Here is a 22,651-nt window from a genome sequence, read left to right on the forward strand (position 1 = left end):
GATGTCTCGATCGTGTGTCGCGCGGAGCGGGCGGCGGGGGAGCCTCGCATGAATGTCGAGCTGATCGGCCTGACCAAGCGCTACGGCGCGGCGACCGCGGTCGACGCCATCGACCTGAAGGTGCCGTCCGGGGCCTATTGCTGCCTGCTCGGCCCCTCCGGCTGCGGCAAGACCACGACGCTCCGGATGATCGGCGGGCATGAGCGCGCCAGCGCCGGCGACGTGGTGATCGGCCCGAAGGCGGTGGGCGACGCGACGCCCGCCGAGCGCGGCACCGCCATGATGTTCCAGAGCTACGCCCTGTTCCCGCATCTCGACGCGCGGGACAACGTCGCCTTCAGCCTGCGGATGCGCGGAATCGGCAAGGCCGAGCGCCGGGCCAAGGCCATGGCGATGCTGGAGCTCGTGCAGATGGGCCACCTCGCCGGGCGCCTGCCGGCCCAGCTCTCGGGCGGCCAGCAGCAGCGCGTGGCGCTCGCCCGCGCGCTCGTCACCGGCCCGAAGGTGCTGCTCCTGGACGAGCCGCTCTCGGCCCTCGACCCGTTCCTGCGGGTGCGGATGCGGGTCGAGCTGAAGCGGATCCAGACCGAGCTCGGGCTCACCTTCATCCACGTCACCCACAGCCAGGAGGAGGCGATGGCGCTCTCCGACCTCGTGGTGGTGATGAATGCCGGGCGGATCGAGCAGGCCGCCGACCCGCGCACCGTGTTCGAGCGGCCGGCCACCGCCTTCGTGGCCCGGTTCATCGGTGGCCACAACGTGATCCGCCGGCCCGACGGGATGATCGCCGTCCGGGCCGACCGGATGCGGCTGGGCGAGGCGGCCGGCCCCGGCGCGCTCGCGGCCCGGGTGGTCGCGGTCGAGTACCAGGGCACCAGCGTCCATGTCGGGCTCGATGCCGACGGGCTGGAGCGGTCGCCCGAAGCCCTGGCCGAGAGCCCGGCCGCGCTGACCGCCGTGCTCAGCGATTCCGCCTTCGCGGCCCGCCCGCTCCGTCCGGGCGACACGATCCCGGTCGGCTGGGACGCCGCCGCCCACCGCCTCGACGCGTAGACAGTTGGAGACGACCATGGACCCGTTCTCGAAGCCGAGCCGGCGCACGCTGCTGAAGGGGGCTGCGGCCCTGGCGGCGACGCCGGTGACCGGCTTCCCGGCCGTGCACGCGGCCGAGCCCGTGACCCTGCGCTACCTCGGCACCGCGGTGAGCCAGTCCGCCGACATCGCCCGGAAGGTGAAGGAGGATCTCGGGATCACCCTCGAATACATTCCGGTGGTCACCGACGAGGTGACCAAGCGGGTGGTCACCCAGCCGAACTCCTTCGACCTCGTCGACACCGAGTATTTCAGCCTCAAGAAGATCATCCCGTCGGGCAACCTCAGCGGCCTGGACGCCAAGCGGATCAAGCTCGCCGACAAGATCACCGGCGTGTTCACCCGCGGCGAGGTGAACGGGAAGCGGATCGGCGACCAGGGCACGGCGCCCCGGAAGGTGTTCTACCTCGAGGGCCAGAATGCCAAGACCTTCGCCTCCGCGCCGACCGAGTGGCTGACCCTGATCCCGACCACCTACAACGCCGACACGCTGGGCATCCGGCCCGACCTGATCAAGCGGCCGGTGGAGAGCTGGAAGGATCTGCTCAACCCCGAGTTCAAGGGCAAGGCGTCGATCCTGAACATCCCGTCCATCGGCATCATGGACGCCGCCATGGTGGTGGAGGCCACGGGCGACTACACCTACGGCGACAAGGGCAACATGACGAAGCCCGAGATCGACCGCACCATCAAGGTGCTGATCGAGGCCAAGCGCGCCGGCCAGTTCCGGGCCTTCTGGCAGGACTTCAATGAATCCGTGAACCTGATGGCGTCGGGCGAGACGGTGATCCAGTCGATGTGGTCGCCCGCCGTCACCAAGGTGCGGGCGCAGGGCGTGCCGTGCACCTACCAGCCGCTCAAGGAGGGCTACCGCGCCTGGGCCCAGGGCTTCGGCATCCCGAAGACCCTGAGCGGCCGGAAGCTCGACGCGGCCTACGAGTTCATCAACTGGTTCCTGTCCGGCTGGGCCGGAGCCTATCTCAACCGCCAGGGCTACTATTCCGCGGTGCTGGAGACCGCGAAGGAGAACATGCAGCCCTACGAATGGGCGTTCTGGATGGAGGGCAAGCCCGCCGAGAAGGACATCCTGGGCCCGGACGGCACCCTGATCGAGAAGGCCGGCGCCACCCGCGACGGCGGCTCCTTCGACCAGCGCATGGGCGCGGTCGCCTGCTGGAACGCCGTGATGGACGAGAACACCTACATGGTGCGCAAGTGGAACGAGTTCATCGCCGCGTGAGCGGGCTGGTGCTTTCCTTCCCCTCCCTCCTCGGTGTGGGAAGCTATGGCCCTCGCGCTGTTCCGGACGCGGCGCGGGTCCCCTCTCCCGCACGGGAGAGGGGGCACGTCGCGACCGCTACAAGCCTCGGAGTCCAACGCTGGCAGCCGGGTGCCGCGGCATCGTCGAGGCCGATCCGATGAACGACCTCGCCCTCCCCCGCACCGCCGAAACCGTTGCCGCGCCGATCGCGGCCGCGCCCCGGCGCCGGCGGACGAGCCTCGCCTATCTCCAGGCGGCGCCGCTCGCCCTGGTGTTCCTGGTCTTCCTGGTGGTGCCGCTGCTGCTCACCGCGGTGGTGTCGTTCTGGGAGTACAACGAGTACGCGATCACCCCGGCGCTGACCCTGCAGAACTACGCCGACGTGTTCGACGGCTGCCTCTCCGCCGACCTGTGCACCACGGTCCGGACCTATCTCTCGACCCTGAAATTCGTCGCGCTGACCCTGGCGATCACCCTGCCGCTGGGCTTTGCCATCGCCTACTTCCTGGCCTTCCACATCCGCTCGGACACGGTGCGGATGGGCCTGTTCCTGCTCTGCACGATCCCGTTCTGGACCTCGAACGTGATCCGCATGATCTCGTGGATCCCGCTGCTCGGCCGCAACGGCCTGGTCAACGACACGCTCCGCAGCCTCGGGGTGATCAAGGCGCCGATCGAGGGGCTGCTCTATTCCGACTTCGCGGTGGTGCTGGCCTTCGTGCACCTCGACACGGTGTTCATGATCGTGCCGATCTTCAACAGCCTGGCCCGGATCGACCGGTCGCTGATCGAGGCGGCGCGCGATTGCGGCGCGTCCGGGTTCCAGACCCTGTGGAACGTGGTGCTGCCGCTGGCCAAGCCCGGCATCGCCATCGGGTCGATCTTCGTGGTCACCCTGGTGATGGGCGATTTCGTCACCGTCGGCATGATGGGCGGGCAGCAGATCGCCAGCGTCGGCAAGGTGATCCAGGTGCAGATGGCCTACCTGCAATTCCCGGCGGCGGCGGCCAACGCCGTGGTGCTGCTGGCCGCCGTGCTGCTGATGATCCTCGGGCTGACCCGGATGATCGACCTGCGTAGAGAACTCTGAGGATGGAGCTGTAGGATGGACCGGCCGCGCGGCTTCGCCTTCTACGGGCTCGCCGGGATTTTCGCCCTCTACGTCCTGTTCCTGTACGGCCCGACGCTGACGATCCTGGCCCTGAGCTTCCAGGGCCCGTCCGGCGGCCTGACCTTCCCGATGAATGGGGTCTCGATCCACTGGTTCGCCAAGCTGTGGGAGGGGGTCGGCGTCGTCGACATCTGGGCGGCGCTCCGGCGCTCGCTGATGCTCGGGCTGGTGGTGATGGCGCTCACCGTCACCCTCGCGTTCTATGCCGGGCTCGCCTTCCGCAAGGGGTTCCGGGGGGCCGGCGTGGTCTTCGCCCTGGCGGTGTCGAGCCTGATCGTGCCCTCGATCGTGGTCTCGCTCGGGATCGGGCTGGAATTCCGGCTCCTCGACGACGGGATCAAGGCGCTGGCGGAGGCCACCGGCTGGGGCTTCCTGCAGGATCACGGCACCCTCATGGGCCTCTACAGCTCGGCGCTCGGGGCGCATCTCACCTGGACGCTGCCCTTCGGCCTGCTGATCATGTTCGCGGTGTTCAACCGGTTCAGCCCCGCCTACGAGGAGGCCGCCCGCGACCTCGGCGCCACCGGGGCGCAGACGCTCCGGCACGTGGTGGTGCCGATCCTGGCCCCGGCCCTGGTCGGCGTCGCCCTGTTCGGCTTCACCCTGTCGTTCGACGAGCTCGCCCGCACCAGCCAGGCGATCGGCGGCCGCAACACCCTGCCGCTGGAGCTGCAGGGCCTGACCACCACGGTGACGACGCCGGAGATCTACGCGCTCGGCACCACCACGACGGCCTTCTCCGCCCTGGTGATCGGCACCGCCCTCGGCCTGACCGTGTGGCTGCAACGGCGCCGGGCCCGGCGGGCGCTGGCGGGGCTGCGTCCGTAGGGTTCTTGAACTGAACGAGAAGCCTGGGAGCGCAGCGCGGCGCGCACCTCATCGGCGGGAAGCATCGACAGAGAACCCCAGGAATGACGGTAACGGGCTCGCTCGTGAGCCTCGTTCACGCCGCCTCGATACGTGCCGGCCGGCATTAAGCCTCATCGTCATTGCGAGCGCAGCGAAGCAACCCAGTGTGGCGCTACGTCCTGCGACCGCGCGCTGACCTGGGTTGCTTCGCTGCGCTCGCAATGACGGTGTGCTCTGCGTGGCCAAATGATTCGATGACGTAACAGAGCTGAGAGCGGTCGCGGCACGGCGTGGCCCCACCTGAACATTGCCAATCCGCCCCCGTCCGTGTATGCGCACGGCGCGCCCCCCGACACCCTTGGAGGCAGGGGCGCACCGGGAAGGTCACAGCCGTCCGCGTCGGGCGGCTTTTTCGTTTTCCGGGTCCAGCCATCTTTTGAAGGATCACGCCATGAGCGCAGTCAAGACGCTTGAGGCCGTGGCACGCGACCGGGTCGGCAAGGGGGCCGCCCGGGCCGTTCGTCGCCAGGGTCAAGTTCCCGCCGTCGTGTACGGAGGCGGCCAGCCGCCGCAATCCATCGCCATCGACCTCGTCCGCGCCCGCACGCTGATCTATGCCGGCGGCTTCAAGACCACGCTGTTCGAGATCAAGGCCGGCGGCAAGACCGTCCGGGCGATCCCGCGCGACTTCCAGCTCGATCCGGTCAGCGGCGTGCCGCTGCATGTCGACTTCCTGCGCGTCGTCTCCGGTCAGACCGTGACCGTCGAGGTGCCGGTGCACTTCATCAACGAGGCCGCGGCCCCCGGCATCAAGAAGCTCGGCGGCACCCTCAACATCGTCGCCCACACCCTGACCCTCGAGGTCGCCCCGGACCAGATCCCGGACGCGATCGAGGTCGACCTGACCGGCCGCGAGATCGGCGACGTGATCCACGTCGCCGACATCAAGATCCCGGCCGGCAGCCACACCGGCGAGCCGACCGACCCGGTCGCCAACATCGTCCCGCCGACCGTGCTGGGTGCCGAGGTCGAGGCCGAGGAGGCCGCGATCGCCGAGGCGCAGTCGGCCGAGTCCGCCGAGGAGAAGGCCGAAGAGGCTTCCGAGGATGGCGAGAAGAAGGACGGCGAGGAGGCCTGAGCCTCGTCGCACGTCACCGATCAAGCCTGAGAGCCCCGGCCCCCGCCGGGGCTCTCTTCGTTTCAAGGGCTCCCATAGGGCTCAGCCCTGTGGCGGGGTTCGGGGGCGGAGCCCACGAGGTTCGCAGGGCTCTGCCCTGCACCCGCACAAGGTCTTGGACCTTGTGAAACCGGGACTTCGGCTACGGATACAGCCGCGCCCGGCTCCAGCCGTCGCCGGTGCGGGTGAAGCGCACCCGATCGTGCAGGCGGTAATCGCCGTTCTGCCAGAATTCCAGCGACACCGGGGCGATGCGGAAGCCGGTCCAGTGCTCCGGCCGGGGGATCGGACCGTTCTCGTAGCGGGCGGCGAGCTCGGTCACCTCGGCCATCAGCGCGGCGCGGTCGGCGAGCGGGCGGGATTGCTGGCTGGCGATGGCGCCGAGGCGGCTCTCCCGGCGGCGGCTCTCGAAATAGGCGTCGGCCTCCTCCGCCGTCACCGGCGAGACCGGCCCGCGCGCGCGGACCTGCCGGCGCAGGCTCTTCCAGTGCAGCACCAGGGCGGCCTGCGGGTTCTGGGCCAGCTCCTCGCCCTTGGCGGACTGGACGTTCGTGTAAAACACGAAGCCGCGCTCATCGAAGCCCTTCAGCAGGACCATGCGCACGTCGGGCAGCCCGTCCGAGCCCGCGGTGGCCAGCGCCATCGCGTTCGGATCCTCGGGCTCGGCGGCCTCCGCCTCCCGCATCCAGGCGGCGAACAGCGCGAACGGATCCTCGCTCAGGGTAAAGTCCGAGGTCGGGGCAGGCGCGCCGGCCTTCGGGTCATCGGTCCTTAACTGATCCACGGCAAGACTCCTGCCTGCCGCGTCAAGGGCCTGAGGGGGCACCGACATCGGCATGTTCGGTCGAGCGGATAGCCCGTCGTGAGTCAGGTGTAATGCGGCGATGCGCGTGTAAAGAGCCAAGTCGACGGTTGCGCGTCCCTGTGGCGATGGCAGCCCTGTCGCTGGCGATGGTCCTGTGCAGCTGCAGCCAGCCGCTGCTCGTCTTCCGGGGCGAGCCTGCGGCAGCCGCGCCGCCCGTGGCCGAGGAGCCCGTGGTCACCGGCAGCATCGAGAAGCGGCCGGCGAGCTTCGGCAACGATCTCGGCGAGGAGGATTGGCGGCGGGCCCGCGCGGCGCTGTCGGTCGCCCTGGACCCCCAGGGCAACGGCCGTCCGGTGAAGTGGGACAACCCCGAGACCGGCCTGCACGGCGCGGTCAACCCGACCGGCCTGCCTTACGTGGCCGACGACCTGATCTGCCGGAACTTCCTGGCCTCGGTGATCGGCCCCGGCCGCAGCCGCTTCGTGCGCGGCACCGGCTGCAAGCCGTCGGGCGGCCATTGGGTGCTCAAGAAGGTCAAGGCCGCCGGATCCGAGCGGTCCTGACACGCCCGCCGGGCCTCCCGTTGGGGGTCCCGGCAGGCACGAGGTCGCTCAGTACGGATACCCGTAATACGGCCGCATGCGCAGGCGCGGCTGGGCGGCCGGGGGCGTCGCGGCGCGGGCCGCGGCCTCGGGGTCGTAGGCCCGGATATAGGGGTCGAGGGCCGGATCGCGGTAATTGCCGTTGTTGACGCCGGCCGAGCGATCGTTGCCGCTCAGCGCCGCGTAGGGCGAGAGCCCGCTGCCGCTGTCACCACCGCCACCGCCACCGCCGCCCCAGGCGAAGGCCGCGCTCGGGAGGCCGATGAGCAGCATCGCGGCCAGCGGCATCATCTTGCGTGTCATGTCGTGTCTCCGCATCACGTCTAACGGGCGAACCGCCAAGCCAATTCGCGAGTTCCCGCTTTGCGCCGGGATGGCCGCGCGGCATGGTATCACGGCCGCGCGGCGACGGGTTATCGCGCTGCGTGAGACGCGGTGCTTTTGTTCATCAACAGACTCCGATCCGGATTAACCGCCCGGAACGGTGGAGAGGCGGCCGGACTTGTTGGATTGCGCCGCAGAGCGATAGCATTCGTTCAGGCGACGACCGTATCGTCGGTCGTCTTCGAGGTCCCTCAAGGTCTGGATTCGCGGTGAGCGTCGCTACGGGATTCGACACGCCGCACGGGCCCCCCTCCCTCCGAACCGGGACGGCGAGCCTTCGGGACGCCGCCTCAGCGAAGACCGACAGCGTCGTCCGCCTGATGGAGCGCTCGATCGGGGGCGCGGATCAGCCGGCAATCGGGAGCGGCCGCGGACCGGTCTGGCCGGAGCCCCGGACACTCGACAGCCGGCCGGTGGCGCGGCAGATCACCGTGCGCCTCGACCGCCGGACCCTGCGCGGCTGGCACATCCGCCTTCTCGACCAGCTCGGCCAGCGGCCCGACCGGCGCCTCCAGGTCGAATGGGTCCTCGGCGCGCATGGCCTGCCGCCCAATGCCGAGCTGCTGTTCCGCCTGGAAGCGGCGATCCACGGCCTCCCCCGCCCGGGCCTGGCCACGGCGGCCGAGCCGATGGCGTTCGGGACCTACGGGGCGGAGGTCGCGGCGGGCGAACCCGACCTCGTCCTCGATCTCTCCGGTGGCCAGGCCGAATCCGACGCGGTCGCGGATCGGGGACAGCCGGTCTGGCGGCTCGATTTCGACGGCATGCCGGGGGAAGCCGGCCTGCTCGCCGCCCTGTTCGCCGGCCGCGCCCCGGTGGCGGCCCTGCGGGGGTCGGACGGAATCCCGGTGGCGGTCGGGCGCCTCGGCGCGGAATCCCACACGGTGATGCTGGTCGCCTTCGAGGATTACCTCGCCCGGAGCATCACGCTGATCGCCGCGGCGCTCGACGGCGCCGCCTCGACGCAGCTGCCGGACGGGACCGCGACGGCCCTGCAGCGGCAGGCCTCCTTCGACCTCGGCGGCCTCGGCGTCAGCCGGCGTGCGGCCAGCGGGCTGGCCCGGCAGATCGCCCGCCGGCTCTACGCGCTCTGCTTCCACAGCCCGCAATGGCGGGTCGGCTGGCGGCGCATCGTCGGCCCGGACCTGATCGACCTGCGCCGCCACCCCGAGGGCGGCTGGACCGACCTGCCCGATGACGGACGGCGCTTCTACGCCGACCCGTTCGCGATCGCGCATGGCGGGTCCGTGACCCTGTTCGTCGAGGAATTCGACTATCGCCGCGGCAAGGGCGTGATCTCCGCCCTCGGCTTCGACGCGACGGGCCCGCGCGGCCGCCCGGAGCCGGTGCTGGAGCTCGAGACCCACCTCTCCTACCCGTTCGTGTTCGAGGCGGACGGGGCGGTCTGGATGATCCCGGAATCCCACGCCTCGGGCACGATCGACCTGTACCGGGCCACCGCCTTCCCGGGGGGCTGGGTCCACGAGGCGGTGCTGGTCGACCACGTGGTGGCGGGGGACGCGACGCTGCTGCACCACGACGGGTGCTGGTGGATGTTCGCCACCGTCCGGGCGGGCGGGGGCAGCTATTCCGACACCCTGCATCTCTGGCGCGCGCCGCATTTCCGCGGTCCCTGGACGCCGCATCCGCGCAACCCGGTGCTGATCGATGTCGGCTCGGCCCGGGCGGCCGGGCCGATCGTGGCCCGCGACGGCGCGCTGATCCGGCCGGTGCAGGATTGCCGCCGGGGCTACGGCGCGGCGCTCGGCCTCGCCCGGATCCTGCGGCTCGACGCGGAGGGCTACGAGCAGCGGGTCGAGACCCGCCTCGGCCCCGGGGCGGCCTGGCCGGGCTCGCGCCTGCACATGCTGAGCGCGGCCGGCGGCTTCGAGTTCATCGACGGCTCGCGCCGGGCCCGGTCGCGGCTGCTGGGGTGATCCCGGGCGCGTGCCGTGAGGGCTTCGCATTGCGAAGCCGGAAACGCGTGCACGATCAGAGCGACGCGGCTTCAGAAAGGGTCCGGCCGCACGTTGGACGGGAAAGCCTGTGGGCGCCCCAAGCCGGGCCCCTAGCGACCTCGACTGACGCAGGCCGGAAATCCGAGCGGATCGCTATCGCGTCGCTTCATGAGAGGCGAGACGGCACGTCCATGCGCCGATGCAGCACGCGGATGACATCGATCCCGGCCTCCGTCCGCCGGTAGAAGATGACATGCGATCCGACCGCGTATTTGAGATAGCCGGCGCGGATCTCGACGGGACGGCCGACCTTCGCGCCGGTGGCGAGTTCGCCGGCCGCGTTCACGATTGCCTGGTGGTAGCGATCGGCCTGGTCCGGTGACCACCGGCCGAACGTGTAGCGCCAGATCTCTTCCAGGTCGGCACGGGCGAGGGGGGTGAACCGGGCGCGGGGGCTAGCGGCCATACTTGGCCCGCATCTCCCGAAGGAAAGCAGGGCTGTCCAGCTCCTCTGCGGGACCGGACTCTTCCCCGGCGATCAGGGCTGCCTGAAGCGCGGCTATCCTGACCTCGTGCTCTTCGAGCAAGCGCAGGCCCGCGCGGACGACCTCACTGGCCGATCCGTAGCGCCCGTCCGCAACCTGGCGATCAATGAACCCGGCGAAATGGTCCCCGAGCGACACGGATGTGTTCTTAGCCATGGGAGCCTCCTGATACCGGAATGTACCATATTTTGGTATCGTGCACCCAAATCTCCTGTGAGGCTGGATGGGGCGAGCGGGTCGGGCTGGGTTGCGGGCAATCCGAGATTTTCCGCGCCGGGACATCCGGCCGGACGTGCCGAACGGACCCATACGATCTGAATCGCCATCGGCGCGAAAACCCGCTTGTGCCGAACGGCACCCCTCCACATCTCGCATCGCGGCGCCGCGCGCGCTAAGCCGGGGCTGCGCCCCGCGAACCCGAAGATATCCGCCGAGAAGATCTGCATGGCGAGCCCCGTCGAACATGCGAGCTTCCTGCCGCCGGTCCTGACCTTCCTGGCGGCCGCGGTGATCGGCGTGCCGGTGTTCCGGCTGATCGGCCAGAGCGCCGTGCTCGGCTACCTGGTGGCCGGCGTGCTGATCGGCCCCTCCGGCCTGTCGCTGATCGCCGAGCCCGACACCGCGGCCAGCGTCGCCGAGATCGGCGTGGTGCTGCTGCTGTTCATCGTCGGGCTGGAATTGCACCTGTCGCAGCTCGTCTCGATGCGGCGCGACATCTTCGGCCTGGGCGCGGCGCAACTCGTCGCCTGCGCGCTGGTCCTGGGCGGCGTCGGGCTGGCCGCCGGGCTCAGCCTCGGGGCGGCCTCGGTGATCGGCATCGCGCTCGCCCTGTCGGCCACCGCGGTGGCCCTGCAGCTCCTGGAGGAACGAGGCGATCTCGGCAGCGCCTACGGCGGCCGGGCCTTCGCGGTGCTGCTGTTCCAGGACCTGTCGGTGGTCGGCATCCTGGCGCTGATGCCGCTGCTCGCCACGGCGGGGGACGCCACCGGCGGTCCCTGGCTCGGGGCGGCGGCGATCTCCACCGGCAAGGCGGTGGCGGCGATCCTGGCGGTGGTGCTGGTCGGCCGCTACGGCCTCAACCCGTTCTTCCGGCTGCTCGCCGCCAGCGGCGCCCGCGAGGTCATGACCGCGGCGGCGCTGCTCGTGGTGCTCGGCACCGCGCTGCTGATGGAGCAGGTCGGCCTGTCGATGGCGATGGGCGCGTTCCTGGCCGGCATCCTGCTCGCCGAATCGAATTTCCGCCATCAGCTCGAGGCCGAGATCGAGCCGTTCCGCGGCATGCTGCTCGGCCTGTTCTTCATGAGCGTCGGCATGTCGATCGACGGCAGCCTCGTGCGGGAGGTCTGGCCGGCCCTGTTCGGGGCGACGCTCGGGGCGATCCTGGTCAAGGTCGCGCTGGTCGCCGGCCTGTTCCGGCTGTTCGGCTCGGATACCCTCGGGGCGCTGCGCGGCGCGGCCGTGCTGGCCCCGGCGGGCGAATTCGCCTTCGTGCTGCTGCCGCAGGCGGAGGATCTCGGGCTCACCGGCCCCACGGCGACGCGCTTCGCGGTGGCGCTCGCGGCGCTGACCATGCTGATCGGGCCGATCGCCGCCAAGGGCCTCGACAAGCTGATCGAGCGCCGCACCGCCCGCGAGCAGGTCGACGTGTCGGAGCCGTCGGCGGAGCTGGCCGAGAGCGGCGAGGCGCGGGTGCTGGTGATCGGCTTCGGCCGGTTCGGGCAGGTGCTGACCCAGGTGCTGCTCGCCGAGGGGATCCCGGTGACGGTGATCGACAAGGACGTGGAGCAGCTGCGCGCGGCCTCGCGCTTCGGCTTCCGGATCTATTACGGCGACGGCACCCGCCTCGACGTGCTGCGCGCCGCCGGGATCGGCCGGGTCGAGCTGGTCTGCATCTGCGTGGACGACCGCGCCGGCGCGCTCAAGATCGTCGACATCGTGCACGAGGAATTCCAGAACGTCCGCACTTTCGTGCGCGCCTATGACCGCCTGCACGCCGTCGAGCTGATGAACCGGGACGTGGATTACCAGATCCGCGAGACCGCGGAATCGGCCCTGGCCTTCGGGCGGGCGGCCCTGGAGGGGCTCGGCCTGTCGCCCGAGGTCGCCGCGGCCCGGGCCGAGGACGTGCGCAAGCGCGACATCGCCCGCCTGGTGCTGCAGCAGGCCGGCGCCCTGCCGGAGGGCGCCGGCTGGATGCGCGGCGCCGCGGAGCTGAAGCCCGAGCCGCTGACCGAGCCGGTCCGCCCGGCCCGCGCCTTGAGCACCGAGACCCGCGACCTGATCGGCAACGACCGGCGCGAGGCGGCCGAGCGGCTCCTCGAGAAGCCCGCCCCCGCCCCGCAGGAGCCGGCCGAGGCCGAGATCGAGGTCGATCACGAGCCCGAGCTGGAATCGGAAGGCACCGCCCGGGATGCGTGACCGTCCCGATGCCTGACAGCGCATCCCCGGCCCAGGCGGGCCGGTTCGTCACCGGCTCGATCCTCCGGCACGTGGTCGTCATGGCCGCCACCGGCTCGGTGGGGCTGATGGCGATCTTCGTGGTCGACCTGCTGTCGCTGTTCTACGTCTCCAAGCTCGGCGACCCGAAGCTCACCGCGGCGATCGGCTTCGCGGCGATCGTGCAATTCTTCGCCACCGCGGTGAATATCGGCCTGATGATCGCCGCGGGCGCCCTGGTCGGGCGGGCGGTGGGCGCGGGCGATCGCGCGGCGGCGCGGCGCCTGTCGAACTCGTCCCTGGGGCTCGCGAGCCTCGCCGCCGGGCTCATCGCCCTGTTGATCTTCGCCCTGTCCGAGCGGCTGCTGAGCCTGATCGGCGCCAGCGGCGAGACGCTGCGCGTGGCCGAGCTGTTCCTGACGATCACGCTGCCGTCGAACCTGCTGCTCGCCGCCGGCATGCTGTTCACCGGCCTGCTGCGGGCGGTCGGCGAGGCGCGCCAGGCCATGATGGTGACGCTGGCCGGCGCCATCGTCACCGCCTTCCTCGACCCGCTGCTGATCTTCGGCGCCAGCCTCGGGGTGGAGGGCGCGGCGATCACGATCTGCGTGGCGCGGGCGACCTTCGTGGTGGTGGGCCTGCGCGGCGTCAGCCGGCACGGGCTGCTGGGCCTGCCGCGGGTCGCCGACATGGTCGCGGACGCCCCCGTGCTGGCGGGGGTCGCGGGGCCGGCGGTGCTGACCAACCTCGCACCCTCGGTAGCGAGCGCGTTCCTGGCGCGTCTCTTTGCCAGCTACGGGGCCGACGCGGTGGCCGCCGCCGCGGTGATCGACCGCCTGACCCCCGTGGCGTTCGGCGGCCTGTTCGCCCTGTCGGGGGCGATCGGGCCGATCCTGGCGCAGAATTGGGGCGCGGGCCGGTTCGACCGGATGCGCGGGGTGCTGCGCGAGGCGATCCGGGTGACGCTCGCCTACACGGCCCTGGTCTGGCTGGTCCTGGCGCTCGCCCGCGAGCCCTTGGCGTCCCTGTTCGGGCTGCAGGGCGTGGCGCGCGACCTGTTCGGCTTCTTCTGCCTCGCCGGCGGGGCGATCTGGTTCTTCAACGGGCTGCTGTTCCTGGGCAATGCCGCCTTCAACAATCTCGGCTTCCCGATCCGCTCGACCCTGCTGAACTGGGGCCGGGCGACGCTGGGCACCGTGCCGCCCGCGATGCTCGGCGCCGCGCTCTACGGGCCGCGCGGCGTGGTGGCCGGCATGGGCCTCGGCTCCCTGGTCTTCGGCATCACCGGCATCCTGCTCGCCCGCCGCACCGTCGACCGGCTGGAGACCCGGGGCCGGCGCGTCCGTGCCCCGGAGGAGGCCCACGCGGCCGCGCAGCGCGAGGCGCCCCTGCCCGCCGGCCAGCCCCATCCCGGCCCGGTGAGCTGAGCCGGGCGCGGCCCGCAATACCGTCCGATCGGGCCGCCGGAGCGCGCTGAGCACAAGATCCTCGCGCGGGAACTGGTATTTCGCCGCGCAACCGGTCACCATGGCCCGTCCCGGCCGGTCCGACCGGGACGGGGACGAGGCGTCATGTTCAACCCGCTCGAGATGTTCCAGGCCCAGGGCGAGGCCGGGATCCAGGCGATGGCCCAGCAATTCGGCCTGACCCCCGAGCAGACCGCCCGCGCCTTCGAGGCGCTGATGCCGGCCCTGACCCTCGGCCTCCAGCGCGGCGCCGGCCTCGACCCGAACGCCTTCGCCCGGATGTTCGGCATGCCCGAGGTCGCCCGCGCCGCCGCGCCCCAGGGGCTCGAAGCCCTGACCCAGATGTTCGGCTCCGCCCAGCTGATGCAGGCGGTGCTGCGCCAGGCCTCGGCCACCAGCGGCGTCGGCGCGCAGGTGCTGCGCCAGATGCTGCCGATGATGGCGGGCGCCGTGGTGGCCAGCATCGTCCACGTCATGCTCAACCAGCCCCAGGCCGAGCCCGCCCAGGCCCGGCCGGCGGAGCCCCCGCCCCCCGTGCCGTTCCCGTTCGGCCCCGCCTGGGGCGAGATGGCCAAGGCGTTCATGCCCGGCGCCACCGCGGCCCCGGCCCCGCCGCCGAAGCCTGCCCCCAAGGCCGCCTCCAAGACCGCCGGGGAGAAGGCCGGCGAGGCCGGCTCCGCGATGATCGAGCAGATGATGCGCACCGGCGCGGAGGTGCAGGGCCACAACATCCGGGCGATGCAGGAGCTGTTCGAGACCCTCTGGCCGTCCTCGGGCAAGCCCGCGGACCCCGCCCCGCCGAAGCCCGAGCCGAACCCGCACAAGCCCCGGCGCGGCCGCGGCCCCGAGGGCGGGACCGGTTGACGCACGATCTGGATCGCCAGGGCCGTTGACCCGGCGCGGCCCGAAGGCATCTCCTGCGGCGACGGAGAGAGCCCGATGACCGACCACCTGACCGCCTGGGACACCTGCGAAGAAACCGTTGCCGGCAACGGCGTCGCCAAGCGCACGATCCCGGGCGCCGGGGCGAGCCTCGTGCGGGTCGTGGTGCCCGCGGGCGTCTCGGCGGGGCGCCACAGCCACGCGCACGAGCAGTTCGTCCAGGTAATCTCCGGCTCCGGATTCCTCGAGACCGAGCAGGGCCGCACGCCGTTCGCCGCGGGCAGCGTGTTCCATTTCCCCGCCGGGACGTGGCATGCCGCCGCGTTCGAGACCGAAACCGTGCTGGTGGAGACGAATCTCGTCTCCTGACCGCGGTCGACGTTCGCCCGATCCGGACTCAGAGGGACGTGTTTCTGCCGAACTGCGCCTCGAGCCTTGCGATGCTGGCCACCGTGTCGTGGGCATAGCGAATTGCGGCCTCAGCAGTCAGCAGTTTGTCCTCCTGCGGGTCGAAGGCGATCCCGCCCGTTAGCCTGAGACCGGCGGCAATCGCGATCCAGGTCCCCGCGCAGGCCGGGAACGTCGCGAAATAGAAGGCGTACGCGCAGGCCCATGGTCCCCCGAAATCCGTTTCGGGGTAGGTCTCCGCCAAGTCGGAGAACGGAATGACCGAGCACTCGAAGCCTGCCCCACGCCCCTGCCATGTGGCGGGAAGGTGACCTGATACGGCTGGCGGAATTTGATCTGCTTCGAGCTTCAAGTCGAATCCTATCGCATCGATGGCGGCCCGCCATTCCGAGATGCTGGAAATGGGCTGCGTGCAAAGGGCATAGGCTTCCATGGTCATGCGTGTGCTGCCCCAATAATAAAATTGTAAAACATATGGTTTTTTACGGTGATGCTGCGATCGATATGAAGTTCGATGACAGGAACGATGCCATCCACGCCGACGGCGTCCCTCAATTCGCCAACTCGTTTTGACGCCAGTCTCGCTCGACCGGTCTTGAGATCCCAGATCGCCCTAATGGGTGCGGCGCTGGTTCTGCCATCGCGGTATTTAATATCTGTCCGGACGCTCCCATCCAAACCGTAACGCACGGTATCGCCAGCGCTGAAGCTCTGTTCTACGCCATGCTTCCCGATGCCGGGAAGATCGAGTTCTCGCATGCGCGCCGCAGCCTTGGCGTGGATCTCAATGCCCTAAAGAGCTCCCTGCCCGGGATCGCTGCTCTCGATGACCTCTTTCAGAACATCGAGAATCTGATCTGTCTTTGCATCGATTCGCGGATCGCCAGTGCTGTCTTTTTGCGTGAGAATGATCGATCCGCCGCCGCCAGACCATCGGCCTTTATCGTTTCTCGGTTGATCCTGCCGGAAGCCAGCTTTTATCTCGAGAATAGCCAGAGCAATGAACGCAAGGCTAACGCGAAGCCCAGCGATGTGATGATCCAAGCTCCAATCTCGATCAGCACGCCACATGGCAGCACGACTCGCTAAAAGTTTGTTCATGTTTTATTCTAGGATTAGCTTCCTTTTGTCAAGCGATTCGATCGCGTCAGAGGGAGGCTGCCTGCCGGCTCAAGTCGGCCAGCTTGCGCTCACCTGCGGCAAATTATTCTTTGCGCCGATCCAAAATGCCTGTGCTTGGCGGCACGGGCCGGCCCGTGTAGGAATCCCGCTCGAATGCCCGCCCGTGCACGCCGACGAAAGGCCGGGCCCCGCCCCTACCAGAACAGAGGCAGACCATGAGCGCCGGTACCGCCGCCGACAAGCACTTCTCGAACAGCTTCTTTGCCGCCCCGCTGACCGAGGCCGATCCCGAGATCGCCGAGGCGGTGTCGAAGGAACTCGGCCGCCAGCAGCACGAGATCGAGCTGATCGCCTCGGAGAACATCGTCTCCCGCGCCGTGCTGGAGGCTCAAGGGTCGGTGCTGACCAACAAGTACGCCGAGGGCTATCCGGGCCGGCGCTACTACGGCGGTTGCCAGTTCGTGGACATCGCCGAGAACCTCGCCATCGAGCGCGCCAAGCGCCTGTTCGATTGCGGCTTCGCCAACGTGCAGCCGAATTCCGGCTCGCAGGCCAACCAGGGCGTGTTCCTGGCCCTGATGCAGCCCGGCGACACCTTCCTGGGCCTCGACCTCGCGGCCGGCGGCCACCTGACCCACGGCGCCCCGCCCAACGTCTCGGGCAAGTGGTTCAAGCCGGTCTCCTACACCGTGCGCCGGGATGACCAGCGCATCGACATGGAGCAGGTCGCCCAGCTCGCGCAGGAGCACAAGCCGAAGGTGATCATCGCCGGCGGCTCCGGCTACCCGCGTCACTGGGACTTCGCCAAGTTCCGCGAGATCGCCGATTCCGTCGGCGCCTACTTCATGGTCGATGCGGCCCACTTCGCCGGGCTGATCGCGGCCGGCGTGCATCCGTCGCCGTTCCCGCACGCCCACGTGGTCACCACCACCACCCACAAGACCCTGCGCGGCCCGCGCGGCGGCATGATCCTGACGAACGACGAGGCTCTGGCCAAGAAGTTCAACTCGGCGATCTTCCCCGGCCTCCAGGGCGGCCCGCTGATGCACGTCATCGCCGGCAAGGCGGTCGCCTTCGGCGAGGCCCTGAAGCCCGAGTTCAAGATCTACGCCCGCCAGGTGGTGGAGAACGCCAAGGCGCTCGCCGACACCCTGATCTCTGGCGGCTACGACATCACCTCGGGCGGCACCGACAACCACCTGATGCTGGTCGACCTGCAGCGGAAGGGCCTCACCGGCAAGGCCGCCGAGGCCGCCCTGTCGCGGGCCGACATCACCTGCAACAAGAACGGCGTGCCGTTCGACACCCAGAAGCCGACCATCACCTCGGGCATCCGCCTGGGCACCCCGGCCGGCACCTCGCGGGGCTTCGGCGTCGCCGAGTTCAAGCAGATCGGCGGCTTCATCGTCGAGGTGCTGGACGGCATGGTGGCCAAGGGCGAGGCCGGCGATCCGGAGGTCGAGGCCTCGGTGAAGAGCCGCGTCCACGCACTGACCGACCGGTTCCCGATCTACGGCTGAAGCCTGTGCCCGGCGGCCTTCCGGCCCGCCGGCGCGTAGTCTAGGAAACGGCCGCGGACCAGACCGGTCCGCGGCCGTTTCCATGCGTCGAGTACAGATCCCATGCGGTGTCCCTATTGCGGCGGCTCCGAGACGCAGGTGAAGGATTCCCGGCCCTCCGAGGATGGCGCCGCGATCCGCCGCCGCCGGGTCTGCCCGGATTGCGCCGGCCGATTCACCACCTTCGAGCGGGTGCAGCTGCGCGAGGTCGTGGTGCTCAAGCGCTCGGGCAAGCGCGTGCCCTTCGATCGGGACAAGCTCCAGCGCTCGATCGACGTGGCCCTGCGCAAGCGCGCCGTCGACCCGGAGCGGATCGAGCGCCTGGTCAGCGGCATCACCCGGCAGCTCGAGAGCGCGGGCGAGCCCGAGGTGACCTCCGAGGCAATCGGTGAGCTGGTGATGGCCGGGCTGAAAGGCCTCGACGACGTCGCCTATGTGCGCTTCGCCTCGGTCTACAAGAATTTCCGCGAGGCCAAGGATTTCGAGGCCCTGCTCGGCACCCTGGGCGACGGCCTGCTGACCGTGGGGGCCGAGCCGGAGCCGCCCCCCGAGGAGCCGGAGCCGGACGCGCCGCCCCGCCGCCGGACCGCCCGCTCATGAGCGACGATGCCAGCTTCATGCGCCTCGCCCTGGCGCTCGGACGCCGCGGGCTCGGCACCACCTGGCCGAACCCATCGGTCGGCGCCGTCGTGGTCGAGCCCGGCACCGGCCGGATCCTCGGGACCGGGGCGACGGCGCCGGGGGGCCGGCCGCACGGGGAGCCCCTGGCGCTCGCCGAGGCCGGGGCGGCAGCTAAAGGCGCGACCCTCTACGTCACCCTAGAGCCGTGCTCCCATCACGGCCGCACGCCGCCCTGCACCGACGCGATCCTGGCCGCCGGGATCGCCCGGGTGGTCAGCGCCGTCGAGGATCCGGATTCGCGGGTGGCCGGGCGGGGCCACGCCCTCCTGCGCCGGGGGGGCGTCACCGTCGAGACCGGCCTGATGGGGGAGGCGGCGGCCCGCGACCATATCGGCCACATCACCCGGGTGACCCGCGGCCGGCCGGCCGTCCACCTCAAGCTCGCCCGCACCCGCGACGGCTTCTGCGCGAGCGCCGGCCCGGAGCGCCTGCGGATCACCGGCCCGGTGGCCGACGGGGCGGTGCATCTCTGGCGGGCCCATGCCGACGCGATCCTGATCGGTATCGGCACCGCCCGGGCGGACGACCCGTCCCTGACCGTCCGTCTGCCGGGTCTCGGCGCCCGCTCGCCCCTGCGGATCGTGCTCGATTCGCACCTGATGCTCTCGCCGGCCAGCGTGCTCGCCCGGACCGCCCGGGACACCGCCACCCTGGTCCTGACCACCCGCTCCGCCCCGGCCCATGCCCGCCGGGCCCTGGAGGCGCTCGGCGTCGAGATCGTGATCCTGCCGGCGGATGTGGCCGGCCGCGTCGACCTGCCGAATGCGCTGGCCCATCTCGCGGAGCGCGGTTTGACGCGGCTGTGCAGCGAGGGCGGCCCACGCCTTGCCGATGCCCTGGCGCGGGCCGATCTGATCGAGGCCTGCACGCTGGTCACGGGGCCGGCCGAACTCGGGGCCGTGGGCGGCCTGAAGGCGCTGGGCCCGGATTTGACCGCTGCGCTGGCAGACCCGAACAACTTCCGGCTGGCCGAGCGGCTGCAGCTCGGCCCCGACGAGGCCGCCACCTACGAGAAGGTTGTTTAGAGATGTTCACCGGTCTCGTCAGCGACGTCGGCACCATCGTCTCGATCGCGGGCGAGGGCGACCTGCGCCGGATCACGATCCGCACCTCCTACGACCCGGCCACCATCGCGCTCGGCGCCTCGATCGCCTGCTCGGGCCCGTGCCTGACGGCGGTCTCGGTCGAGCCCACCGAGGGCGGCTGCGTCTTCGCGGTGGACGCCGCCGCCGAGACCCTGGCGCGGACCACGGTCGGCCGCTGGGTGGCCGGGGCGCGCATCAACCTGGAGCGATCCCTGAAGATCGGCGACGAGCTCGGCGGCCACCTCGTCACCGGCCATGTCGACGGCGTCGCCGAGATCCTGGAGCGCGAGAGTGTCACGGCCGGCGCCTGGGGGCCGAGCGATCGCTTCACCCTGCGCGCCCCCGCGGGCCTGTCGCGCTTCATCGCCGAGAAGGGCTCGGTCTGCCTCGACGGCACCTCGCTCACGGTGAACAGCGTCGACGGCGACGCCTTCTCGGTGCTGCTGATCCCCCACACCCTCCAGGTCACCACCTGGGGCGAGCGGCGCGCCGGCGAGGGGCTGAACCTCGAGGTCGACCTGATCGCCCGCTACGCCGCCCGGCTCACCGAGGCGCGGCCGGGTGCCTGACCGCGGGCCCGGCACATGACGGGGCTGGCTTCATCTCGATCAGCGCCCGTCCAACCCACCTCCTCATCCTGAGGTGGCGACGCGCAGCGGCGCCCTCGATGGAGCCCTCCAGGGATCGCCAGCGGACTGGAGGGCTCCTTCGAGGCTCGCTTCGCTCACACCTCAGGATGCGGGGATGGGTTGGAGAAGCGTTGATCAGGACCGGACCGCCATGTGTGTCCGCTCCGCCGACCACCCTGCTCGCGGAGCGTCATCCGGCTCTAGCGCGGCGGGATCGCGTAGGTGCCGGTGGCGTGGCAGACGAGGTCGGCGCTGCCCGGGGCGGTAATCCCCACCTCCCCCACCGCCAGCCGCCGCCCGAGCTTGAGCAACCGGCATTCCGCCAGCAGGTCGCCGGGAGCGGGCTTGCGCAGGAAGTTGAAGGTGAGGCTGGTGGTCACCGCGAGCGCGACCGGGCCGATCTGGGCCAGGATCGCCGCGTAGAGCACGTAATCGGCCAGCGCCATCATGGCCGGCCCCGACACGGTACCGCCCGGTCGCAGGAACCGTTCCTGCCCCGCCATCCGCATCCGCGCCGAGAGCGGCCCCACCGCCTCGAGATGGAACGCCCGCCCGCCGGCCTGCATCTGCGGGAATTCGCGGTCGAGGAAGTCGCGCGTTTCGGCGAGGGTGAGGATCGGGGCGCTCATGCCTGGTTGCAGCGTGGGTTGGGGGACGGGGCAATCCACCGGTGATCCAATCCACCCCCTCATCTTTCGAGGCCGGCCGATCTTCGATCGCCCGTCACCTCAGGATGAGGGGGCGGGTGGGAAGACGCCCCGAAAACCTCAAAAAAAGATCGGCCGCGCGCTGGCGCTGATCTCGCCCAGCACCGTGCCGGTGGCGGGCTCGATCTCCTTCAGCACCACGTCGTAGCCCCACAGGTCGGCGAGGTGCTGGAGCACCCGTTTGGCGTCGTCCTTCTGCAGGGTGATCCGGTTGATCGCCTTGTGGTGCAGGATCAGCCGGCGATCGCCCTCCAGATCCACGTCCACCACCTCGATATCCGGGTCGAGCCAGGCGACATCGTACTGGCGGGCGAAGGAGCGGCGCATCTTGCGGTAGCCGCGCTCGTCGTGGATCGCCTCGACGCGCAGTTCCGGCTCGTCGGGGTCGTCGACCACGTGGAACAGGCGCAGGTCGCGCATCAGCTTGGGCGACAGGAACTGCTGGATGAAGCTCTCGTCGCGGTAATTCGCCCAGCAATCGCGCAGCACCGCCATGGCGTCGCCGGTGCCGGCGATGTCCGGGAACCACTCGCAGTCCTCGGCGGTTGGCTGCTCCACGATCCGGGCGATGTCCTGCATCATCGCGAAGCCAATCGCGTAGGGGTTGTGGCCGCCATAGGAGCGGTCATCGTAGGTCGGCTGCCGGATGACGTTGGTGTGCGATTGCAGGAATTCGAGATAGGCGGCCTCGGTGATCAGCCCCTTCTCGGAGAGCGAATTCATGATCCGGTAGTGGCTGTAGGTCGCGCAGCCCTCGTTCATCACCTTGGTCTGGCGCTGCGGGTAGAAATACTGCGCCACCAGCCGGACGATCCGCAGGATCTCGCGCTGCCAGGGCCGCAGCCGGGGCGCGACCTTTTCGAGGAAATACAGGATGTTCTCCTGCGGCAGTTCGAGCAGGGCCTTGCGCCGCTCGGCGGCCGCGTCGGAGCGCACCGCGCCGGTCTTCTGCGGCAGGGTGCGCCAGAGGTCGTTGTAGATCTGCTCGCCGTGCTCGATCCGCTCGCGCTCGCGGCGCTGCTCGGAGGCGAGGTCCGGCCGCTTCTTGCGGGGGTAGCGGTGGACGCCCTGACTCATCAGCGCGTGGGCGGCGTCGAGCACCTGCTCGACCGCTTGGTGGCCGTAGCGCTCCTCGCAGCGGGCGATGAAGCCCTTGGCGAAGTCCAGATAGTCGAGGATGCCCTCGGCATCGGTCCATTGCCGGAACAGGTAGTTGTTCTTGAAGAAGTGGTTGTGGCCGAAGGCGGCGTGCGCGATCACCAGCGTCTGCATCGTCGCCGTGTTCTCCTCCATCACGTAGGAGATGCACGGGTCCGAGTTGATGACGATCTCGTAGGCGAGCCCCATCAGGCCACGCCGGTAGCCGGCCTCGTGCTGGGCGAAGTGCTTGCCGAACGACCAGTGCTTGTAGAACAGCGGCATGCCGATCGACGCGTAGGCGTCGAGCATCTGCTCGGCCGTGATGATCTCGATCTGGTTCGGGTACCAGGACAGCCCGAGCTCCGGCCCGGCGATGCCCTCGCAGGCGTCGTGGATGCGCCGGATCGTGTCGAAATCCCAGTCGTTGCCGGTGAACAGGGGTTTTTGGCCGCCGGAGATTGTCTGGGGCGTCCGTGCCTTGACGAGCGTCATGCGGCCTCCCGTTCGATCCGACTGTGTCGCGTATATCCGCGGGACGGGAACTCCCTCCCCCCTTTGCGGGGGAGGGTGGCCCCCGAAGGGGGTCGGGAGAGGGGAGCAACGGCGCAGAAGAAAACGTTGGCCTTCATGACGGCTGTGCTTTCCCCGGAACCGGGGCTCCCCTCTCCCGACCCGGCCTGAAGGCCGGCCCA

24 protein-coding genes are annotated in these 22,651 nt (G+C 70.1%); 15 read left to right on the forward strand and 9 right to left on the reverse strand.

Going from position 1 to position 22,651, the window contains the following annotated elements:
* Positions 1–48: 48 nt before the first annotated feature.
* The 5 genes from WYO_RS06350 to WYO_RS06370 all read left to right on the forward strand — a co-directional run bounded on the left by WYO_RS06350 (position 49) and on the right by WYO_RS06370 (position 5,511).
* Positions 49–1,053, forward strand: coding sequence for an ABC transporter ATP-binding protein (locus tag WYO_RS06350; RefSeq protein ID WP_007560391.1), 1,005 nt, complete (start codon positions 49–51; stop codon positions 1,051–1,053).
* 16 nt (positions 1,054–1,069) lie between these two features.
* On the forward strand, positions 1,070–2,332 hold the full coding sequence (locus WYO_RS06355; protein WP_007560393.1) for an extracellular solute-binding protein: 1,263 nt from the start codon (positions 1,070–1,072) through the stop codon (positions 2,330–2,332).
* 178 nt (positions 2,333–2,510) lie between these two features.
* Positions 2,511–3,443: an ABC transporter permease gene (locus WYO_RS06360; RefSeq protein ID WP_007560395.1), complete on the forward strand. Its 933-nt coding sequence runs from the start codon at positions 2,511–2,513 to the stop codon at positions 3,441–3,443.
* Between the two features lie 15 nt (positions 3,444–3,458).
* Complete coding sequence (locus WYO_RS06365) at positions 3,459–4,352, forward strand: ABC transporter permease subunit (protein ID WP_007560396.1); 894 nt, start codon at positions 3,459–3,461, stop codon at positions 4,350–4,352.
* 472 nt (positions 4,353–4,824) lie between these two features.
* Entirely contained in the window at positions 4,825–5,511 is a 687-nt protein-coding gene (locus tag WYO_RS06370; RefSeq protein WP_007560399.1) for a 50S ribosomal protein L25/general stress protein Ctc, read from the forward strand.
* Positions 5,512–5,692: 181 nt separating this feature from the next.
* Here WYO_RS06370 and pdxH read toward each other — a convergent pair whose 3' ends face one another.
* Positions 5,693–6,334, reverse strand: a complete 642-nt coding sequence (pdxH, locus tag WYO_RS06375) for a pyridoxamine 5'-phosphate oxidase (RefSeq protein WP_007560401.1) — start codon at positions 6,332–6,334, stop codon at positions 5,693–5,695.
* Between the two features lie 92 nt (positions 6,335–6,426).
* On the opposite strand from pdxH, the gene WYO_RS06380 reads away from it, so the two are divergent.
* On the forward strand, positions 6,427–6,918 hold the full coding sequence (locus tag WYO_RS06380; protein ID WP_047170758.1) for an RT0821/Lpp0805 family surface protein: 492 nt from the start codon (positions 6,427–6,429) through the stop codon (positions 6,916–6,918).
* Positions 6,919–6,966: 48 nt separating this feature from the next.
* Here the strand turns inward: WYO_RS06380 and WYO_RS06385 are convergent, their stop codons facing one another.
* Positions 6,967–7,260, reverse strand: coding sequence for a hypothetical protein (locus WYO_RS06385; protein WP_007560405.1), 294 nt, complete (start codon positions 7,258–7,260; stop codon positions 6,967–6,969).
* A gap of 401 nt (positions 7,261–7,661) precedes the next feature.
* On the opposite strand from WYO_RS06385, the gene WYO_RS06390 reads away from it, so the two are divergent.
* Entirely contained in the window at positions 7,662–9,278 is a 1,617-nt protein-coding gene (locus tag WYO_RS06390; protein ID WP_039902394.1) for a formyl transferase, read from the forward strand.
* Positions 9,279–9,465: 187 nt separating this feature from the next.
* Here the strand turns inward: WYO_RS06390 and WYO_RS06395 are convergent, their stop codons facing one another.
* A complete protein-coding gene (locus WYO_RS06395; RefSeq protein WP_007560410.1) occupies positions 9,466–9,765 on the reverse strand; it encodes a type II toxin-antitoxin system RelE/ParE family toxin in 300 nt (99 codons plus the stop codon).
* Positions 9,755–10,000: a type II toxin-antitoxin system ParD family antitoxin gene (locus WYO_RS06400; protein ID WP_007560412.1), complete on the reverse strand. Its 246-nt coding sequence runs from the start codon at positions 9,998–10,000 to the stop codon at positions 9,755–9,757. Before WYO_RS06400 ends, WYO_RS06395 begins: the two co-directional genes overlap by 11 nt.
* Positions 10,001–10,288: 288 nt before the next feature.
* Between WYO_RS06400 and WYO_RS06405 the strand changes: the two genes are divergently transcribed.
* The 4 genes from WYO_RS06405 to WYO_RS06420 all read left to right on the forward strand — a co-directional run bounded on the left by WYO_RS06405 (position 10,289) and on the right by WYO_RS06420 (position 14,997).
* Positions 10,289–12,262 (forward strand): monovalent cation:proton antiporter-2 (CPA2) family protein, encoded by a 1,974-nt coding sequence (locus WYO_RS06405; protein ID WP_007560414.1) that lies wholly within the window; start codon positions 10,289–10,291, stop codon positions 12,260–12,262.
* 8 nt (positions 12,263–12,270) lie between these two features.
* Entirely contained in the window at positions 12,271–13,707 is a 1,437-nt protein-coding gene (locus WYO_RS06410; RefSeq protein ID WP_007560417.1) for an MATE family efflux transporter, read from the forward strand.
* 144 nt (positions 13,708–13,851) lie between these two features.
* Complete coding sequence (locus WYO_RS06415) at positions 13,852–14,610, forward strand: DUF937 domain-containing protein (protein WP_007560419.1); 759 nt, start codon at positions 13,852–13,854, stop codon at positions 14,608–14,610.
* Between the two features lie 75 nt (positions 14,611–14,685).
* Positions 14,686–14,997 (forward strand): cupin domain-containing protein, encoded by a 312-nt coding sequence (locus WYO_RS06420; RefSeq protein ID WP_007560422.1) that lies wholly within the window; start codon positions 14,686–14,688, stop codon positions 14,995–14,997.
* 28 nt (positions 14,998–15,025) lie between these two features.
* Here WYO_RS06420 and WYO_RS06425 read toward each other — a convergent pair whose 3' ends face one another.
* Genes WYO_RS06425 through WYO_RS30735 form a run of 3 tightly spaced genes read right to left on the reverse strand, consistent with a single transcriptional unit; the run spans position 15,026 to position 16,137 of the window.
* On the reverse strand, positions 15,026–15,475 hold the full coding sequence (locus WYO_RS06425) for a hypothetical protein (RefSeq protein WP_007560424.1): 450 nt from the start codon (positions 15,473–15,475) through the stop codon (positions 15,026–15,028).
* Positions 15,472–15,795, reverse strand: coding sequence for a hypothetical protein (locus WYO_RS30730; RefSeq protein WP_128754954.1), 324 nt, complete (start codon positions 15,793–15,795; stop codon positions 15,472–15,474). Before WYO_RS30730 ends, WYO_RS06425 begins: the two co-directional genes overlap by 4 nt.
* A 33-nt stretch (positions 15,796–15,828) precedes the next feature.
* The gene (locus tag WYO_RS30735) at positions 15,829–16,137 is read right to left on the reverse strand and encodes a hypothetical protein (protein WP_128754955.1); all 309 of its coding nucleotides are present in this window, start codon (positions 16,135–16,137) and stop codon (positions 15,829–15,831) included.
* A 236-nt stretch (positions 16,138–16,373) separates the two neighbouring features.
* On the opposite strand from WYO_RS30735, the gene glyA reads away from it, so the two are divergent.
* From glyA to WYO_RS06445, 4 genes are all read left to right on the forward strand, one after another.
* The gene (gene glyA / locus WYO_RS06430) at positions 16,374–17,678 is read left to right on the forward strand and encodes a serine hydroxymethyltransferase (RefSeq protein ID WP_007560429.1); all 1,305 of its coding nucleotides are present in this window, start codon (positions 16,374–16,376) and stop codon (positions 17,676–17,678) included.
* 102 nt (positions 17,679–17,780) lie between these two features.
* Positions 17,781–18,317 carry a transcriptional regulator NrdR gene (nrdR, locus tag WYO_RS06435; RefSeq protein ID WP_007560431.1) on the forward strand — a complete coding sequence of 179 codons (537 nt, stop codon included), beginning with the start codon at positions 17,781–17,783 and terminating at the stop codon, positions 18,315–18,317.
* On the forward strand, positions 18,314–19,423 hold the full coding sequence (ribD, locus tag WYO_RS06440; protein ID WP_007560433.1) for a bifunctional diaminohydroxyphosphoribosylaminopyrimidine deaminase/5-amino-6-(5-phosphoribosylamino)uracil reductase RibD: 1,110 nt from the start codon (positions 18,314–18,316) through the stop codon (positions 19,421–19,423). The genes nrdR and ribD overlap by 4 nt, the downstream gene beginning before the upstream one ends.
* A 2-nt stretch (positions 19,424–19,425) precedes the next feature.
* Complete coding sequence (locus WYO_RS06445) at positions 19,426–20,052, forward strand: riboflavin synthase (protein ID WP_007560435.1); 627 nt, start codon at positions 19,426–19,428, stop codon at positions 20,050–20,052.
* A 260-nt stretch (positions 20,053–20,312) separates the two neighbouring features.
* On the opposite strand, the gene WYO_RS06450 is transcribed toward WYO_RS06445, so the two are convergent.
* Together WYO_RS06450 and WYO_RS06455 are read right to left on the reverse strand one after the other, a co-directional pair.
* A complete protein-coding gene (locus WYO_RS06450) occupies positions 20,313–20,741 on the reverse strand; it encodes a PaaI family thioesterase (protein ID WP_007560438.1) in 429 nt (142 codons plus the stop codon).
* 138 nt (positions 20,742–20,879) lie between these two features.
* Positions 20,880–22,451 (reverse strand): SpoVR family protein, encoded by a 1,572-nt coding sequence (locus WYO_RS06455; protein WP_007560441.1) that lies wholly within the window; start codon positions 22,449–22,451, stop codon positions 20,880–20,882.
* Between the last annotated feature and the right edge of the window lie 200 nt (positions 22,452–22,651).

The organism is Methylobacterium sp. GXF4, from assembly GCF_000272495.1.
Lineage (GTDB): Bacteria > Pseudomonadota > Alphaproteobacteria > Rhizobiales > Beijerinckiaceae > Methylobacterium > Methylobacterium brachiatum.

Excerpts from the sequence above, each read along its gene's own strand:
- WYO_RS06350 (WP_007560391.1), top strand. The coding sequence starts at position 49 with ATGAATGTCGAGCTGATCGGCCTGACCAAGCGCTACGGCGCGGCGACC.
- WYO_RS06355 (WP_007560393.1), top strand. The coding sequence starts at position 1,070 with ATGGACCCGTTCTCGAAGCCGAGCCGGCGCACGCTGCTGAAGGGGGCT.
- WYO_RS06360 (WP_007560395.1), top strand. The coding sequence starts at position 2,511 with ATGAACGACCTCGCCCTCCCCCGCACCGCCGAAACCGTTGCCGCGCCG.
- WYO_RS06365 (WP_007560396.1), top strand. The coding sequence starts at position 3,459 with ATGGACCGGCCGCGCGGCTTCGCCTTCTACGGGCTCGCCGGGATTTTC.
- WYO_RS06370 (WP_007560399.1), top strand. The coding sequence starts at position 4,825 with ATGAGCGCAGTCAAGACGCTTGAGGCCGTGGCACGCGACCGGGTCGGC.
- WYO_RS06380 (WP_047170758.1), top strand. The coding sequence starts at position 6,427 with ATGCGGCGATGCGCGTGTAAAGAGCCAAGTCGACGGTTGCGCGTCCCT.
- WYO_RS06385 (WP_007560405.1), bottom strand. The coding sequence starts at position 7,260 with ATGACACGCAAGATGATGCCGCTGGCCGCGATGCTGCTCATCGGCCTC.
- WYO_RS06390 (WP_039902394.1), top strand. The coding sequence starts at position 7,662 with ATGGAGCGCTCGATCGGGGGCGCGGATCAGCCGGCAATCGGGAGCGGC.
- WYO_RS06395 (WP_007560410.1), bottom strand. The coding sequence starts at position 9,765 with ATGGCCGCTAGCCCCCGCGCCCGGTTCACCCCCCTCGCCCGTGCCGAC.
- WYO_RS06400 (WP_007560412.1), bottom strand. The coding sequence starts at position 10,000 with ATGGCTAAGAACACATCCGTGTCGCTCGGGGACCATTTCGCCGGGTTC.
- WYO_RS06405 (WP_007560414.1), top strand. The coding sequence starts at position 10,289 with ATGGCGAGCCCCGTCGAACATGCGAGCTTCCTGCCGCCGGTCCTGACC.
- WYO_RS06410 (WP_007560417.1), top strand. The coding sequence starts at position 12,271 with ATGCCTGACAGCGCATCCCCGGCCCAGGCGGGCCGGTTCGTCACCGGC.
- WYO_RS06415 (WP_007560419.1), top strand. The coding sequence starts at position 13,852 with ATGTTCAACCCGCTCGAGATGTTCCAGGCCCAGGGCGAGGCCGGGATC.
- WYO_RS06420 (WP_007560422.1), top strand. The coding sequence starts at position 14,686 with ATGACCGACCACCTGACCGCCTGGGACACCTGCGAAGAAACCGTTGCC.
- WYO_RS06425 (WP_007560424.1), bottom strand. The coding sequence starts at position 15,475 with ATGACCATGGAAGCCTATGCCCTTTGCACGCAGCCCATTTCCAGCATC.
- WYO_RS30730 (WP_128754954.1), bottom strand. The coding sequence starts at position 15,795 with ATGCGAGAACTCGATCTTCCCGGCATCGGGAAGCATGGCGTAGAACAG.
- WYO_RS30735 (WP_128754955.1), bottom strand. The coding sequence starts at position 16,137 with ATGAACAAACTTTTAGCGAGTCGTGCTGCCATGTGGCGTGCTGATCGA.
- glyA (WP_007560429.1), top strand. The coding sequence starts at position 16,374 with ATGAGCGCCGGTACCGCCGCCGACAAGCACTTCTCGAACAGCTTCTTT.
- nrdR (WP_007560431.1), top strand. The coding sequence starts at position 17,781 with ATGCGGTGTCCCTATTGCGGCGGCTCCGAGACGCAGGTGAAGGATTCC.
- ribD (WP_007560433.1), top strand. The coding sequence starts at position 18,314 with ATGAGCGACGATGCCAGCTTCATGCGCCTCGCCCTGGCGCTCGGACGC.
- WYO_RS06445 (WP_007560435.1), top strand. The coding sequence starts at position 19,426 with ATGTTCACCGGTCTCGTCAGCGACGTCGGCACCATCGTCTCGATCGCG.
- WYO_RS06450 (WP_007560438.1), bottom strand. The coding sequence starts at position 20,741 with ATGAGCGCCCCGATCCTCACCCTCGCCGAAACGCGCGACTTCCTCGAC.
- WYO_RS06455 (WP_007560441.1), bottom strand. The coding sequence starts at position 22,451 with ATGACGCTCGTCAAGGCACGGACGCCCCAGACAATCTCCGGCGGCCAA.